Annotated in this window: 9 protein-coding genes; 4 read left to right on the top strand and 5 right to left on the bottom strand. The window is 74.0% G+C overall.

The genetic code is table 11. The features are described from left to right. Positions 1 to 126 precede the first annotated feature (126 nt). The 4 genes from F3L20_RS28165 to F3L20_RS28150 form a co-directional block, all read right to left on the bottom strand. Positions 127 to 1,041 (bottom strand): carbohydrate ABC transporter permease, encoded by a 915-nt coding sequence (locus F3L20_RS28165; protein WP_150156693.1) that lies wholly within the window; start codon positions 1,039 to 1,041, stop codon positions 127 to 129. Next, entirely contained in the window at positions 1,038 to 2,387 is a 1,350-nt protein-coding gene (locus tag F3L20_RS28160) for a carbohydrate ABC transporter permease (protein WP_167534628.1), read from the bottom strand. Before F3L20_RS28160 ends, F3L20_RS28165 begins: the two co-directional genes overlap by 4 nt. Positions 2,388 to 2,394: 7 nt before the next feature. Continuing rightward, positions 2,395 to 3,708, bottom strand: a complete 1,314-nt coding sequence (locus F3L20_RS28155; RefSeq protein WP_167534627.1) for an extracellular solute-binding protein — start codon at positions 3,706 to 3,708, stop codon at positions 2,395 to 2,397. A gap of 602 nt (positions 3,709 to 4,310) precedes the next feature. Beyond that, positions 4,311 to 7,868, bottom strand: a complete 3,558-nt coding sequence (locus F3L20_RS28150) for an FHA domain-containing protein (protein ID WP_150156691.1) — start codon at positions 7,866 to 7,868, stop codon at positions 4,311 to 4,313. 491 nt (positions 7,869 to 8,359) lie between these two features. On the opposite strand from F3L20_RS28150, the gene F3L20_RS28145 reads away from it, so the two are divergent. From F3L20_RS28145 to F3L20_RS28130, 4 genes are all read left to right on the top strand, one after another. Further along, on the top strand, positions 8,360 to 9,997 hold the full coding sequence (locus F3L20_RS28145) for a serine/threonine-protein kinase (protein WP_150156690.1): 1,638 nt from the start codon (positions 8,360 to 8,362) through the stop codon (positions 9,995 to 9,997). Positions 9,998 to 10,106: 109 nt separating this feature from the next. Then, positions 10,107 to 11,345, top strand: coding sequence for a serine/threonine-protein kinase (locus F3L20_RS28140; RefSeq protein ID WP_150156689.1), 1,239 nt, complete (start codon positions 10,107 to 10,109; stop codon positions 11,343 to 11,345). 604 nt (positions 11,346 to 11,949) lie between these two features. Beyond that, positions 11,950 to 13,056 carry a peptide chain release factor 2 gene (gene prfB, locus F3L20_RS28135; RefSeq protein ID WP_150156688.1) on the top strand — a complete coding sequence of 369 codons (1,107 nt, stop codon included), beginning with the start codon at positions 11,950 to 11,952 and terminating at the stop codon, positions 13,054 to 13,056. Positions 13,057 to 13,363: 307 nt separating this feature from the next. After that, positions 13,364 to 13,972, top strand: coding sequence for an LPXTG cell wall anchor domain-containing protein (locus tag F3L20_RS28130; RefSeq protein ID WP_150156687.1), 609 nt, complete (start codon positions 13,364 to 13,366; stop codon positions 13,970 to 13,972). Positions 13,973 to 14,069: 97 nt separating this feature from the next. Here the strand turns inward: F3L20_RS28130 and F3L20_RS28125 are convergent, their stop codons facing one another. Continuing rightward, the gene (locus F3L20_RS28125) at positions 14,070 to 14,264 is read right to left on the bottom strand and encodes a hypothetical protein (protein ID WP_024885332.1); all 195 of its coding nucleotides are present in this window, start codon (positions 14,262 to 14,264) and stop codon (positions 14,070 to 14,072) included. Positions 14,265 to 14,298 lie beyond the last annotated feature (34 nt).

Below are 14,298 nucleotides of genomic sequence, written 5' to 3'. Positions count from 1 at the left end.
GGGCGTTCTGCCCGGCAACGCCCGTTGGCCCGGCTTGGTTACGCCGCCTGCGGCATCCGGGGGAATCCGGTAGCACGAAGGGGCGGACCTTTACCGGTCCGCCCCTCAACCGGGCGCTTCGTGTGCCTACTTGACGGCGCCCGCCATCACGCCGGAGACGAACTGCCGCTGGAAGGCGAAGAACACCACCAGCGGGACCACCATCGAGATGAACGCGCCGGGTGCCAGCACGTCGATGTTGTTGCCGAACTGCCGCACCTGTGTCTGCAGAGCGACCGTGATCGGCTGGTTGGCCGAGTCGGTGAAGATCAGCGCGACCAGCATGTCGTTCCACACCCACAGGAACTGGAAGATGCCGAGCGCCGCGATCGCCGGCCCGGCCAGCGGCATCACGACCCGGACGAACAGCCGGAGTTCACCGGCGCCGTCCAGCCGCGCCGCCTCCAGCAGCTCCCGGGGGATCTCCGCGAAGAAGTTCCGCAGCAGGAACACCGCGAACGGCAGGCCGAAGCCGACGTGGAACAGCACCACACCGGTCAGCGACCCGAAGATGCCCAGGTTGCCGAAGAGTTCGGCGATCGGGATCAGCGCCACCTGCACCGGCACCACCAGCAGCCCCACCACGGCGAGGAACCACCAGTCACGGCCCGGGAAGTCCATCCAGGCGAAGGCGTACCCGGCGAGCGAGCCGATCACCACCACCAGCACGGTCGCCGGGACGGTGATGTACGCCGTGTTCAGCAGCGAGCCGGTGATGTCGTCGTTCTCGAGGAGGGTCCGGTAGGCGCCGAAGGTGAGCTGGGACGGCTCGGTGAACACCGTCCACCAGCCGTCGGAGGCCATGTCCTCGGGGGTGCGCAGACTGGCCAGCAGCAGCCCGAGCGTCGGCACCAGCCAGAACAGGCCGACGACGATCAGGAAGACACGGACCGCTCCGCCGCTCACCCACCGCGCGAGCCGGGACCCGAGTGACTCCCGTGCCTCGACGGGCACCGCGGGGGGCACGCCCGCCTTCGTGACGCTTCCGGCGTCCGCGCTCATCGCCGCACCTCCCGCCTCAGCCGCCGTACGTTGAACCACATCACCGGGATCACCAGCAGCAGCAGGAACACCGCGATGGCGCTCGCGACGCCCGGCTGGTCCTCGGAGAAGCCCTTGCGGTACAGCTCCAGCGCGAGGACGTTCGCGTCGTCCTGGGACGAGCCCGGCGCGATGATGAAGACCAGGTCGAACACCTTGAGCACGTTGATCATCAGCGTGACGGTGACCACCGCGAGGACCGGCGCCAGCAACGGCACCGTGACCCGCCGGAACACCTGCCACTCGTTCGCGCCGTCCACCCGGGCGGCCTCCAGCAGCTCCCGGGGCATGCCCGCGAGACCGGCCGCGATCAGCACCATCGCGAACCCCGCCCACATCCAGATGTACGAGCCGATGATGGCCGGCGTGACCAGCGACGGGCCCAGCCAGTCCAGGCCGTTGTACGGCTCGGTGAAGTTGTCCGCCGGCAGCCGCAGATGCGCCCCGTCGGCCTTCGACGAGAACGAGAAGGTGCCGTCCCCGGCGGCCGTGGCCGTCTCCACCACCGAGCCGTCCTTCACGGCCTCGATCCGCATCCCGGCGTACCCCAGCTCGGCCGGGTCCACCTGGTTCAGCGTGCCGACGCCCTTGCCGCGGGTGAAGTCCTGCCAGGTGCTGCCGGTGATCCGGTCGTCCTCCGGCTTCGGCGCCGCCGCGGGCTTCGCGCCGTCCGGCATCAGGTCCGGGGCGACGCCCACCAGCGGCAGCGTGACCCTGTCGCCCGCGCCGACGGTCTCCTTGGTGACGAACGCGCCCCCGCCGGCCGGTTCCAGCGGAGACTCGCGGCCCGGGTGCGCCTTCGGGAACGCCGAGGACTGGGCGAAGGTGTCGTGCACCCCCACCCACACGGCGTTCGCCACACCCTTGTCCGGGTCCTGGTCGTACACCAGGCGGAAGATGATGCCGGCCGCCAGCATGGAGATCGCCATCGGCATGAAGACGACCAGCTTGAACGCCGTTCCCCAGCGCACCCGTTCGGTCAGCACCGCGAAGACCAGGCCGAGCGCGGTCGCCACCGTCGGTGCGAACACCACCCAGATGATGTTGTTCTTCAGCGCGGTGCGGATGCCGTCGTCGGTGAACAGCGCCTGGTAGTTGTCGAATCCGGCGAAGCCGTCGCCGGACTGGTCGTAGAAGCTGCGCACGACCGAGTACCCGATCGGGTAGACCACGAGCGCCCCGAGCAGCACCAGGGCCGGCAGCAGGAACAGTGCCGCCACGGCCTTGCGGGTGCCGGTGACGCTCTTGCGCGACCTGGGGGCGGCAGGGGCCGTCTTCCGGGCCCCCGCCGCCGTGTCCGTCGTCATCGCCGGATCAGTTCCCGTACGCCGCGGCCGCGTCGGCCTCCAGCCTGGCCTGGGTGCCGGCGACGTCGGCCGGGTTCTTCAGGAAGTCCTGCAGCGCCTTCCACTCGCCCTTGCCGGGCGTGCCGCCGAAGGCCTGCGGGGCCTGGTCGGACATGTCGAAGCGGAAGTCGTCCCCGGCGTCGATGAGCGCCTTGGCCATCTTCCGCTGGACCTCGTTGGGGTACGCGGAGGTGGGCACGTTCTTGTTCGGCGAGAGGTAGCCGCCCAGCTTCGCCTGGACGCCCGCCGCGTCCGGGGAGGCGAGGAACGTCACCAGGGCCTGCGCCGCCTCGGAGTCCTCCAGGATCACCGCCGCGTCGCCGCCGGACACCACCGGCGGGGCGTCACCGACCGCGGGGAACGGGAACACCTTCGCGTCGGTGCCCACCTCCGCCTTGGTCTCGCCGATGTTGACCTGCACGAAGTCGCCCTCGTAGACCATGCCGGCCTTCGGCTGGTCGCCGCCGGTGAAGGTCTGCGTCACGGACGCAGGGAACTCCGTCTGCAGGGCGCCGTTCGGGCCGCCCGCGAGATAGTCCTTCTTGCCCCAGACCTGGGCGAGGGTGGTCAGGGCCTCCTTCACGGAGGGGTCCGTCCACTTGATCTCGTGCTTGGCCAGCTGGTCGTACTTCTCCGGCCCGGCCTGGGAGAGGTAGATGTTCTCGAACCAGTCGGTGAGCGTCCAGCCGTCGGCCCCGCCGACCGAGAACGGGGTGACGCCCGAGTCGTAGACCATCTGCGCGGTGTTCAGCAGCTCGTCCCACGTCGTCGGCTCGGCCGCGCCCGCGTTCTCGAAGACCTGCGCGTTGTACCAGATCAGCGACTTGTTGGCGGCCTTGTAGTAGACGCCGTACTGCTTGCCGTCGACCTTGCCGATGTCCTGCCAGCCCTGCGAGTAGTTCTTGGTGAGCTCCTTGGTGGCCTCCGGGCCGAGCGGCTTCGCCCAGTTCTTCTCCACGGCCTGTTTGATGGCGCCCGGCTGCGGCAGCATCGCCACGTCCGGCGGGGCGCCGCCCGCGATCTTCGAGCCGAGGAAGTTGATGATCGGGTCCTGGGCGGGCACGAAGGTCACCTTGGCGCCGGTGCGCTTCTCGAACTCCGCGAGGACCTGCTTGAAGTTCTTCTGCTCCGCACCGGTCCACACGGCGGCGACCTCGAGGGTCTGGCCGTCCAGCTTGGGCAGGGTGACGGTGGTCCCGGTGTCGCCGGACCCCTTGCCCTTGGCGTCACCGCCGCCGCCCTCGTCGTCGCCTCCGCAGGCGGTGAGGGAGACCGCCAGCACACCCGCGGCCAGGGCCGCGGCGGCCCTGACGGCCCGTCGGGTGGGGGAGGTGTCACGTGGTGGTCGGGCGACCTGCGTATCCGGATGATCCTGCTCGTCCTGCGCATCACTGCCCCGTTCTCGTACTCCGTCGTACTCCGCCGAACGTTCGAGCGCTGTCCCGTGCGGTCTGGTCTACGCCCGGGGCGTGGGGGTGGCAAGAGCGCGTCCCGTGTCAACTCGACGATCGTGACCACGTCGTGATCAGGCGTCACATGCGGTGCGGGGACGCGGGCGGCCCGCCTCCGCAGCGCCGGGTGCGGGTGGTCCGTGGCTGGTCGCGCAGTTCCCCGCCCCTGAGGGTGCTTTCCGCCGCGGCCGCTGCAAGGGTCCCCGCTGCTGCGGGCGGGCAGGCAGGCACGCCGCTGCTGCGGGCATTTGTGCCGCTGGGGCGATGGGGTGCCTCCGCTCGCGAAGCCGAGAGCAGGGGTGGGCGCAGCGGCACCTCCGCAGCGCCGGGTGCGGGTGGTCCGTGGCTGGTCGCGCAGTTCCCGCGCCCTGAGGGTGCTTTCCGCCGCGGCCGCTGCAAGGGTCCCCGCTCCAGGACGTAACGCGCGGGCGTCCTACAGAAGCGACGGCACCCGTGGTGACGCGACCTGGCGGGCCGCCCGGTCGAGGGCGCTGGCGAGGAGCGCCAGATCCGTAGGCCCGTTCCCCAGCTCGCGCACCTGCCGCCGTGCCGGCGGGTCCCCCATCCGGTGCCACTCCAGCGGCACCACCGTCGGCCGCAGCGTCGCGGTCCGCGGAATACGCCCCGTCACGCGCCCGCTCTGGAACTCCTCCCCCCGCCCGTCCGGACGGACCAGCCGGCCACGCCCCGGCGCGGGATCGTCCGGCCCGCGCCCGACGACCGGCGCGTCCAGCGCGACCCGCAGCGACGCCTGCTTCACCGGCTCGGTCTGCGCAGTCCGGGGGCACGGCGCGGTGGCCGCCACCAGATGTACCCCGAGCCGCTCGCCGTCCCGTGCCACCGCCTCCAGTGCCCGCATCACCGACCCGGCGGCCGGCCGGCCCGGCGAGCCGAGAGCGGGGGAGACCAGCGCGTCGAGGTCGTCGACGACCACCACCAGCCGGGGCAGCGCGGGCGCCGCCTCCGTCTTGCGGCGGTCCGCGCCCGGCCGCAGCCGCACGGTGGCGCTGGGCGGGCTGTCCAGGTCGCCGTTGTCCTCGGCCCCGGCGGCGGCACCGCGCGAGGCGGCGGTGCGCTGGGCGACCATCCGGTCCGTCAGCTCGCGCCCGGTGTGCCACTCGGCGAAGTCGGAACGGCCCAGCAGCTCCGCCCGCCGCTTCAGCTCGGCGCTCAGCGACTGGGCGAACTCCCGCATCCGCACCGGGTCGTCGGCGCACAGGTGGGTGCTGACGTGCGGTACGTCGGTGCACACCCGCAGCCCCTCGCCGTGCCCGGTGCCGGTCACCGGGCCGTTCCGGCCGTCGACCAGGACGATGCCCAGCCGGTCGGGACGTTCGGCCGCGGCCAGCGAGGCGACGACCGCGCGCAGCAGCTCCGTACGGCCGCTGCCGGACGGGCCCTCGATCAGCAGATGCGGTCCGTCGGCGGCCAGGTCGGCGGTGACCGGACCGCGCGGTCCGGCGCCCAGTACGGCGGTGGCGCGTCCGCCGAGCGCCCGGGTGTCGTCGGCCGCGTCCGCCCAGCGGGCCATCAGCGAGGCGGGGGTGGCGCGGGCCAGGCCCAGTTCGTCCAGCAGCCGCGCCGACGGGGGCAGCGGCGCCGACACGCGTGCGTGCGGCCCGGCCGCGGGCCCGTCGGTGCGCAGCGGCGCCAGCGCCCGCGCGAACCGCTCGGCCCAGGCCGCGGAGACCGCGTCGACGGTGGCGAGGGTGCCGTGCCCGACCGGGCCGGGCGCCGTGCCGTCGCCCGCCCGGGCCACCCGCAGCAGCCTGAGCGCGGTCGCCACGTCCCCGCTGAGCAGGGCGACGGCCCCGCAGTCCCGGAACGCCGGCGCCACCGCGCAGGCCGCCTCGTACGTCTCCGTCACCGGGGACGCGGGCGAGGCGGCGGGCGTCTCGGCGAGACACAGCAGGTGGATCCCGGCCCGCGGCCCGTCCGCCGCCAGCCGCGCCAGGGCCGCCCGGACGTCGGCGCCGCCGGGGTCGCCGTCCACGACGACCACCGTGTACGGGCCCGCGCCCGCCGGGGCGGCCGTGTGGTCGTGGTCGGCGAGGCGGCGCAGCAGTTCGTCGGTGCGGGCCGCGGCCTGCTCCCGGTCGTGGGCGAGGAGCAGCCGGCAGTCCTGGCCGCGCCCCGGACGCAGATGCGGCAGCCAGCCGAGCCAGGACCACTCGGCGGTGCGCTCCGCCGACGGGCGCGCGGGATCCGCGGCGACCAGCACGATCTCCAGGGAGTCGGGGGAGTGCAGCGCGGCGAGCTGGGCGAGCACCGCGCGGGCCAGTCCGGCGAGGCGCTCGCGCGGGCCGGCCAGCCCCAGCGCGCCGACCTCCCGCAGACCCACGGTCACGGGGACGACGGGCAGCAGACCGGAGCCGTCCGGCGCGGGCCGGTCCGCCGTGCCGAGCCGCACCGCCAGCGCCTCCGGGTGTCCCGGCCCGCGCTCCCACAGCCGGGGGCCGGGCCCGAGCGCGGTCAGCAGCAGGGTGGCCGGGTCCGGCCAGGTCTCGGGCCGTACGGGAGCGAAGGGAACCGGCGCGTGCTCCGGCTCCTCCTCGTGCGCGTCGTAGGGGGCCGTGTCGGTCTCGCGCTCCTGCCGTCCGCCGGTGAGCCGCCGCGCCCAGGCGCCGATCCCGCCCCGCCTGCGCGCACGCGGGGGCTCGGGGAGGTCGGTGCCCCGTACGGGGGTGCCCTTGCGGGTGCCGCCGAGGGCGTCGTCGTGGGTGCCGGGGCGGGGGTCGGAACGGACGTCGGGGTGAGGGCCGGCGGTGGTGCCGTCGCCGTAACGCCCGTCGTGGGCGTCGCCGGTGGTCCGGCCGGTCGGTCCGGCGGGCGGGGGGCCGGGAGGGGCGGTGGGGGCCTCGTCCCGGGCGGCGTCGTGCACGGGGTCGCCGTACATGTTGTGCACGGGGTCGGCGTACAGGGGGGACGCGTGTCCCTGGCCGGCGTGCGTCTCGTCGGCCGGGCCGGGCCGCGACACCCGCCGCCCCTTGGGCATCCTGGGCACGTCCCCGTGCGTCGCGATCCGCACCGTGCGCGGGGCCGCGCCGTCACGCCGCTCCGCCTCGGGCGGACCGCTCTGCTCCGGCACCAGCGGAACGGGGCCGGGCCCCGAGGTGGTGCGGCCGTCGGCGCGCGCGGAGGTGGCCCGGTCCGCCGAGCCGTAGGCGTGGTGGGTGCGGCCGTGCGGCCGGGGTTCCCGCACGCCGCCGGGGAGGCCGCCCGTACCGTCCCCGGGGCCCGGCGCCCCCACGGCGCCGCCCCCCGCCGCGGTCCGCCCCCCGGCGACTGCGTCCGTTCCGTCCTCCGGGTCCGCCGCGCGCGGCCCCGGCACCCGCACGTGTCCCTCACCGTCCGGCGTGGTGGCCGTCCGCGCCGACGGGCCCTCCGCCGGGGTCAGCCGCAGCGCGGACTCGCCGATGCGCAGCAGCGCGCCCGGGACGAGCCGCACCGGGCGGGGGCCCACGGGACGGCCGTCCAGGGTGGTGCCGTTGGTGGAGCCGAGGTCGGCGACCGCGACGCGGCCGTCCGCGCCGACCGTCACCGCGCAGTGCAGCCGGGAGACGTCCGGGTCGTCGAGCGGCACGTCGGCGTCGCCCGAGCGGCCTATGCGGATCTCCCCGCCGTGCAGCAGATGCACCCCGCCCGCGTCGGGTCCGGCGACCACATGCAGCCGGGTCGGGGTGGTGTCCAGCTCGGGGTGCGGTTCGGGCTCGCCCGGGGCGCCCACCGCCAGTACCGCGCCGTCGATCAGCGGCGGCTCGCCCAGCGTGCAGCGCTGGGCGTCCAGGCGCTGGTCACCGGCGTAGAACACGGGCGCGCCCGATGAGCCGGAGGTGCCGTCGCCGCCGGAGACCGCCGAGGCCAGTGCGGAGGCGACCGCGGCGAGTGCCGTGCCCGCGGGCGCCGTGACCAGCACGTCGCAGCTCATGGCCCGCTCCCGGACGGGGGAGGAGGGGCCCAGCGGGTCTACGACGGTCAGCCGGATCTGCATCGCCGTCAGCGGTCCCTTCTGCGCGGGCGCCCGCGACACGGGGGACGAAGCCGCCCCGCGGTCCCCCTCCGCGGACTTCCCCCACCGCCACACGCGCACGTACGGCCAGTACTGCCCGCATCCTCGCACCTGTCACCGACAGCGCGCCCGCCCCCGGGCATCAAATGATCTTGATTGGTCGGCTCTGCCCGTAAAAATGCCTGACCAGTGACGCCCGGATGATCACTCCGGGCCGACTTGAGATCGGTCACGTCCGGCCCGCGGCAACCAACGGACAGAGTCGGGCGTCTTTCCTGCAGACTCCGCCCCACACGCGGAAACCGCAGAACCGTCGAACACGAACGGGAACCGGTGCGTAGGACCCGGCACAGGCCGACGCAGAAGTCGGCCGGCCGGTATCCCGTGCGGCGGCACTACAGTGGGTCGGAACATTCCGCAGCAGGGTGGACCACGGTGTACGCCAGCCAGGCAAGCAGCAGGGAGCGCATGACGTGCGGCCGGTAGGGAGCAAGTACCTGCTCGAGGAGCCGCTCGGACGCGGCGCCACGGGCACCGTCTGGCGAGCGCGCCAGCGGGAGACCGCGGGCGCCGAGGCGGCCGTGCCGGGCCAGCCCGGCGAGACCGTGGCGATCAAGGTCCTCAAGGAGGAGCTGGCGGGCGACGCCGACATCGTGATGCGCTTCCTGCGGGAGCGCTCGGTCCTGCTGCGGCTCACCCATCCCAACATCGTCCGGGTCCGCGACCTGGTGGTCGAGGGCGAGCTGCTGGCCCTGGTCATGGACCTCGTCGAGGGCCCCGACCTGCACCGCTACCTGCGGGAGAACGGCCCCCTCACCCCCGTCGCCGCGGCCCTGCTGACCGCGCAGATCGCCGACGCGCTCGGCGCCAGCCACGCCGACGGCGTGGTGCACCGCGACCTGAAGCCCGCCAACGTCCTGCTGAAGCAGCAGGGCGACGAGCTGCACCCGATGCTCACCGACTTCGGCATCGCGCGCCTCGCCGACTCGCCGGGCCTGACCCGCACCCAGGAGTTCGTCGGCACGCCCGCGTACATCGCGCCGGAGTCCGCCGAGGGCCGCCCGCAGACCTCCGCCGTCGACATCTACGGCGCCGGCATCCTGCTGTACGAGCTGGTCACCGGCCGTCCGCCGTTCGCCGGGGCGTCCGCCCTGGAGGTGCTGCACCAGCACCTGAGCGCCGAGCCGCGCCGCCCGTCCACCGTGCCCGACCCGCTGTGGACGGTCATCGAGCGCTGCCTGCGCAAGAACCCCGACGAGCGGCCCAGCGCCGAGAACCTCGCGCGCGGCCTGCGGGTCGTCGCCCAGGGCATCGGCGTGCACGCGAACTCGGCGCAGATCGCGGCCGCGGAGAACGTCGGCGCGCTCCTCGCCCCGGACCCCACGCCCGCCCAGGTGCCCGGCGTCCCCGGCGCCTCGGACCCCACGCAGGTGCTGCCGCAGAACCCGAACGGCGCCTACGACCCCAACGCGGCGACCAGCGTCCTGCCGCAGACCGGTCCGCCGCCCGGCGCGGCCGACCCCACGGCCGTGATGCCCCCCGTGCCGCCCGGGCAGTCCGGCGGACCCGAGGACCCGCACCCCTGGCAGAACCAGCTCCGCGCGGCCCGCGACCGCAACGAGCAGACCCAGGTCCAGTACCTCGACCCCGGCGAGGACCCGCTGCGGCGCCGCCCCCAGCGGCAGGTCGCCCGGCCCCAGCAGCCGCCGCAGCGTCAGCCCCAGCCCCAGCCCGGCCCGGGATACGGCTACCCCCAGCAGCAGCCCCAGCCCCAGCAGTACGCCCCGCCGCCGGAGCGCCAGCGGCGCCGGCAGCCCCAGCCGCCGCAGCGGTACGCGCCGCCGCCGGAGCCGCAGCGCCCCGCGCGGGAGCCGCGCCAGCCCCGGCAGCGCGGCGCCAACCCGATGCGCATCCCCGGCCTCGGCTGCCTGAAGGGGTGCCTGTTCACGCTGCTCATCCTGTTCGTGGCGAGCTGGCTGATCTGGGAGCTGAGCCCGCTGCAGGACTGGATCGGCGCCGGCAAGGGCTACTGGGAGCAGCTCAGCGACTGGTTCGGCTCGATCACGGGCTGGATCGAGGACCTGGGCGGGCCCTCGGACCCCACGAACTGAACGGGTCTGCCGATTTGTCGACACCTGGAGGCCGATTTCCGGGTCTCCGGTGAAGGTCACCTGTCCGGACGCGTAGCTTTGGCGACAACACGCGTCGGTAGGAGCAGTCTTGGCACGGAGAATCGGCAGCCGGTACACCGCCCATCAGATCCTCGGGCGGGGCAGCGCCGGCACGGTGTGGCTGGGTGAGGGTCCCGAGGGGCCCGTCGCCATCAAGCTGCTGCGTGAGGATCTCTCCTCGGACCAGGAGCTCGTCGGCCGCTTCGTGCAGGAGCGGACGGCGCTGCTCGGTCTGGAGCATCCGCACGTGGTGTCCGTGCGGGACCTGGTGGTCGACGGCAACGACCTCGCGCTGGTCATGGACCTGGTGCGGGGCACGGACCTGCGCACCCGGCTGGACCGGGAGCGCCGGCTGGCCCCCGAGGCCGCGGTGGCGATCGTCGCCGACGTCGCGGAGGGCCTGGCGGCGGCCCACGCGGCCGGGGTCGTGCACCGGGACGTGAAGCCGGAGAACGTGCTGCTCGACATGCAGGGCCCGCTCGGCCCCGGCGGCTCGCACCGCGCCCTGCTCACCGACTTCGGTGTGGCCAAGCTCATCGACACCCCGCGCCGCACCCGCGCCACCAAGATCATCGGCACGCCGGACTACCTGGCCCCGGAGATCGTCGAGGGCCTCCCGCCGCGCGCGTCCGTCGACATCTACGCCCTCGCGACGGTCCTGTACGAGCTGCTCGCGGGCTTCACGCCGTTCGGCGGCGGCCACCCGGGCGCCGTGCTGCGCCGCCATGTCACCGAGACGGTCGTCCCGCTGCCCGGCATCCCGGACGAGCTGTGGCAGCTGCTGGTGCAGTGCCTGGCGAAGGCCCCGGCGTCCCGGCTGCGCGCCTCCGAGCTGGCCACTCGGCTGCGGGAGCTGCTGCCGCTGCTGGCCGGGATGCCGCCGCTGGACGTCGACGAGCCGGACACCGAGGCGGCGGAGGAGGCCGCGGAGGAGCTGTCCGGTGCCGCCCCGGTGACCGGACAGCCGGTGCGCCGCCGGGGCGCGGTCCCGCTGGTGCCGGGCGCGAAGCCGTCCGACTCCAACCGCGACACGCACACGTCGATGCGGGTGCCGGCGCCCGACGAGCTGGCCGGGGGAGCCCACGGCACGGCCCGGGCCCCCCGCGCGGCCGGCGCCCCCCGCCCCGGCTCCGCCCGCAACCGCGCGGTCACCCGCCGACGCCGGCTGGTGGTGGCGGTGGCGGCGCTGATCCTGGCAGTCGCTGGAGTAGGCACCTGGCTGGCCACCTCGGACGACACCACCCCCCCACCCGCCGACACACAGACCTCGGCCCCGACCGCCCCGTAGCCCCCAGGGCGCGGGGAACTGCGCAACGGGGGTCCGGGGGCGGAGCCCCCGAAGCGTGAGGGCAAGGGGCGGTATCCCACCCGACCGCCCCCGCCCGCTCCTGTGACGCCGGTGAGGTGACTCCCCCTAGGGCGCGGGGAACTGCGCAACCGGGGTCCGGGGGCGGAGCCCCGAAAAGGGGAGGACGACGGGCGGCATTCCCCGGGCACGTCCCCGCCCGCCCTCAGCCACGCGGGTGAGGTGACTCCCCGGGGGGCGCGGGGAACTGCGCAACCGGGGTCCGGGGGCGGAGCCCCCGAAACGGGAGGACGACGGGCGGCACCCCCCGCCCGCCCCCAGCCACGCGGGTGAGGTGACTCCCCGGGGGCGCGGGGAACTGCGCAACCGGGTCCGGGGGCGGAGCCCCGAAACGGGAGGACGACGGGCGGCACCCTCCCGGCACGCCCCCGCCCGCCCCCAGCCACGCGAGGGAGACGACTCCCCCAAGGGGCGCGGGGAACCGCGCGAACGGGGCCCCGGGGGCCGAGCCCCCGGGAGACGGGAGGGAGCCGGGTGCCCCCCCGCCCGGCATGGCCCACGGCGGGAAGCCGTTACGCTGGAGGGCGTGGCAGTCGTCGATGTATCCGAAGAGCTCAAGTCCCTCTCCTCGACCATGGAGTCGATCGAGGCCGTCCTGGACCTCGACAAGCTGAGGGCAGACATCGCCGTGCTCGAGGAGCAGGCGGCCGCGCCGTCCCTGTGGGACAACCCGGACGAGGCGCAGAAGATCACCAGCAAGCTCTCCCACCTCCAGGCGGAGGTACGGAAGGCCGAGACGCTGCGCGGCCGGATCGACGATCTCGCCGTGCTCTTCGAGATGGCCGAGGAGGAGGACGACCCGGACACCCGCGAGGAGGCCGAGTCGGAGCTCACGTCGGTCAAGAAGGCGCTGGACGAGATGGAGGTCCGCACCCTCCTCAGCGGCGAGTACGACTCCCGTGAGGCGCTGGTCAACATCCGCGCCGAGGCCGGCGGCGTCGACGCCGCCGACTTCGCCGAGAAGCTGCAGCGCATGTACATTCGCTGGGCCGAGCAGCACGGCTACAAGACCGAGCTGATCGAGACCTCGTACGCGGAGGAGGCCGGCATCAAGTCGACCACCTTCGCCGTGCAGGCGCCCTACGCCTACGGCACCCTCTCCGTCGAGCAGGGCACGCACCGCCTGGTGCGCATCTCGCCGTTCGACAACCAGGGCCGCCGCCAGACCTCCTTCGCGGGCGTCGAGGTGCTCCCCGTGGTCGAGCAGACCGACCACATCGAGATCGACGAGTCCGAGCTGCGCGTGGACGTGTACCGGTCCTCCGGGCCCGGCGGACAGGGCGTCAACACCACCGACTCGGCGGTGCGCCTGACCCACCTCCCCACCGGCATCGTCGTCTCCTGCCAGAACGAGCGCTCGCAGATCCAGAACAAGGCGACCGCGATGAACGTGCTCCAGGCCAAGCTGCTGGAGCGGCGCCGCCAGGAGGAGCAGGCCAAGATGGACGCCCTCAAGGGCGACGGCGGCAACTCCTGGGGCAACCAGATGCGTTCGTACGTGCTGCACCCGTACCAGATGGTCAAGGACCTGCGCACGGAGCACGAGGTCGGCAACCCCGAGGCCGTGTTCAACGGCGAGATCGACGGCTTCCTGGAGGCCGGAATTCGCTGGCGCAAGCAGCGGGAGAAGTAACCCCTCCGCCGCACACCGATTTGTCGACAAGGCAACTGCCGCTCAACGAGCGGCAGTTGCCTTGTCGTGTCGGGGATGTCCGGGATTTACATCACACTCACAGGTTCCGTGTCTCGCAAAGCATGCGGAGTCGGACATCGCGGTCGCAACGGCCTTGACGTTCTTTTGGAAAGTGGGAAGGGTGCAGCGTGGCATGCGCATTTCTGGGGCGCATGTGAACCGGGGGGCGTTCCATCACAGTTACCTCCGTTGATCACGGCCCCGGGCGCCGCCTCACTGACGATGAGCTACTGGGGGTAGCAACCACATGACCAAGAAGACGCGGATCCGTGTCGCACGCATCGCGGCCGGTGCCGTGATAGCGGCCGGTGCCTCGCTGACGGCGGCCGGCGCCGCCTCCGCCCTCGAGATCGGCGTGAGCGCCGAGGCGAACGACGCGGGCCTCGGCCTCGGCGTGAGCCTCGACGGCGACGAGCCGGGCGACGACGAGACGGAGGAGCCCACCGACCCGCCCACCGAGGTCCCGACCGACCCGCCGACGACGGAGGACCCCACGGAGGACCCGACCGAGGACCCCACGGAGGACCCCACCGAGGACCCCACGGAGGACCCCACCGAGGACCCGACCGAGGACCCCACGGAGGACCCGACCGAGGCGCCCTCCGAGTCCGCCCCCGGCAGCGGCCTCGACCCCGACGGCGGTGCCTCGCCGCAGGAGGAGGGTTCCTCCTCCCTGACCGACACCGGCGAGGAGGCCCCGGCGGCCTCGGCGCAGGGCAGCGGCAAGGAGCTCGCCGAGACCGGTGCCGCCGAGACCACCTTCCTGGTGATCGGCGCCGCCACGATGATCGCCGGCGGTATCGGCTTCCGGGTGCTCCCGCGCCTGATGACCGGCCGCAGCGGCGCCGCCGCCTGACGGTGGCCGCGCGCGTACCCACCGTACGCACGACATGAGACGAGGGCCCGGAGCGCCAGTGCGCTCCGGGCCCTCGCCCGTGTCCTGTGCCCCGGGGTCAGACGGTCTGGTGGGCGAGCAGCGCCACCGCCGCGATCAGTACCGCCAGCAGGGCGATCAGTGTCATCGGGTTCAGCCCCGCGAAGAAGTTGTTCTCCTGTTGCAGCCGCTCGCGGTTCGCACGGCACACGGGGCACCGGCCCTCGCTCACGGGCGCGGCGCAGTTCGCGCACACCAGCCGGTCGTACGTCATGCGCTCGCCCTCCTCGCACCGGTTCCTGGGGTTC

This window comes from Streptomyces tendae (assembly GCF_008632955.1).
Lineage (GTDB): Bacteria > Actinomycetota > Actinomycetes > Streptomycetales > Streptomycetaceae > Streptomyces.
This window is presented reverse-complemented; position numbering and strand designations above follow the sequence as displayed.

Bases quoted from the DNA above. Each gene is read 5' to 3' on its own strand.
- F3L20_RS28165 (WP_150156693.1), bottom strand. From the start codon at position 1,041: ATGAGCGCGGACGCCGGAAGCGTCACGAAGGCGGGCGTGCCCCCCGCG.
- F3L20_RS28160 (WP_167534628.1), bottom strand. From the start codon at position 2,387: ATGACGACGGACACGGCGGCGGGGGCCCGGAAGACGGCCCCTGCCGCC.
- F3L20_RS28150 (WP_150156691.1), bottom strand. From the start codon at position 7,868: ATGCAGATCCGGCTGACCGTCGTAGACCCGCTGGGCCCCTCCTCCCCC.
- F3L20_RS28130 (WP_150156687.1), top strand. From the start codon at position 13,364: ATGACCAAGAAGACGCGGATCCGTGTCGCACGCATCGCGGCCGGTGCC.
- F3L20_RS28125 (WP_024885332.1), bottom strand. From the start codon at position 14,264: ATGACGTACGACCGGCTGGTGTGCGCGAACTGCGCCGCGCCCGTGAGC.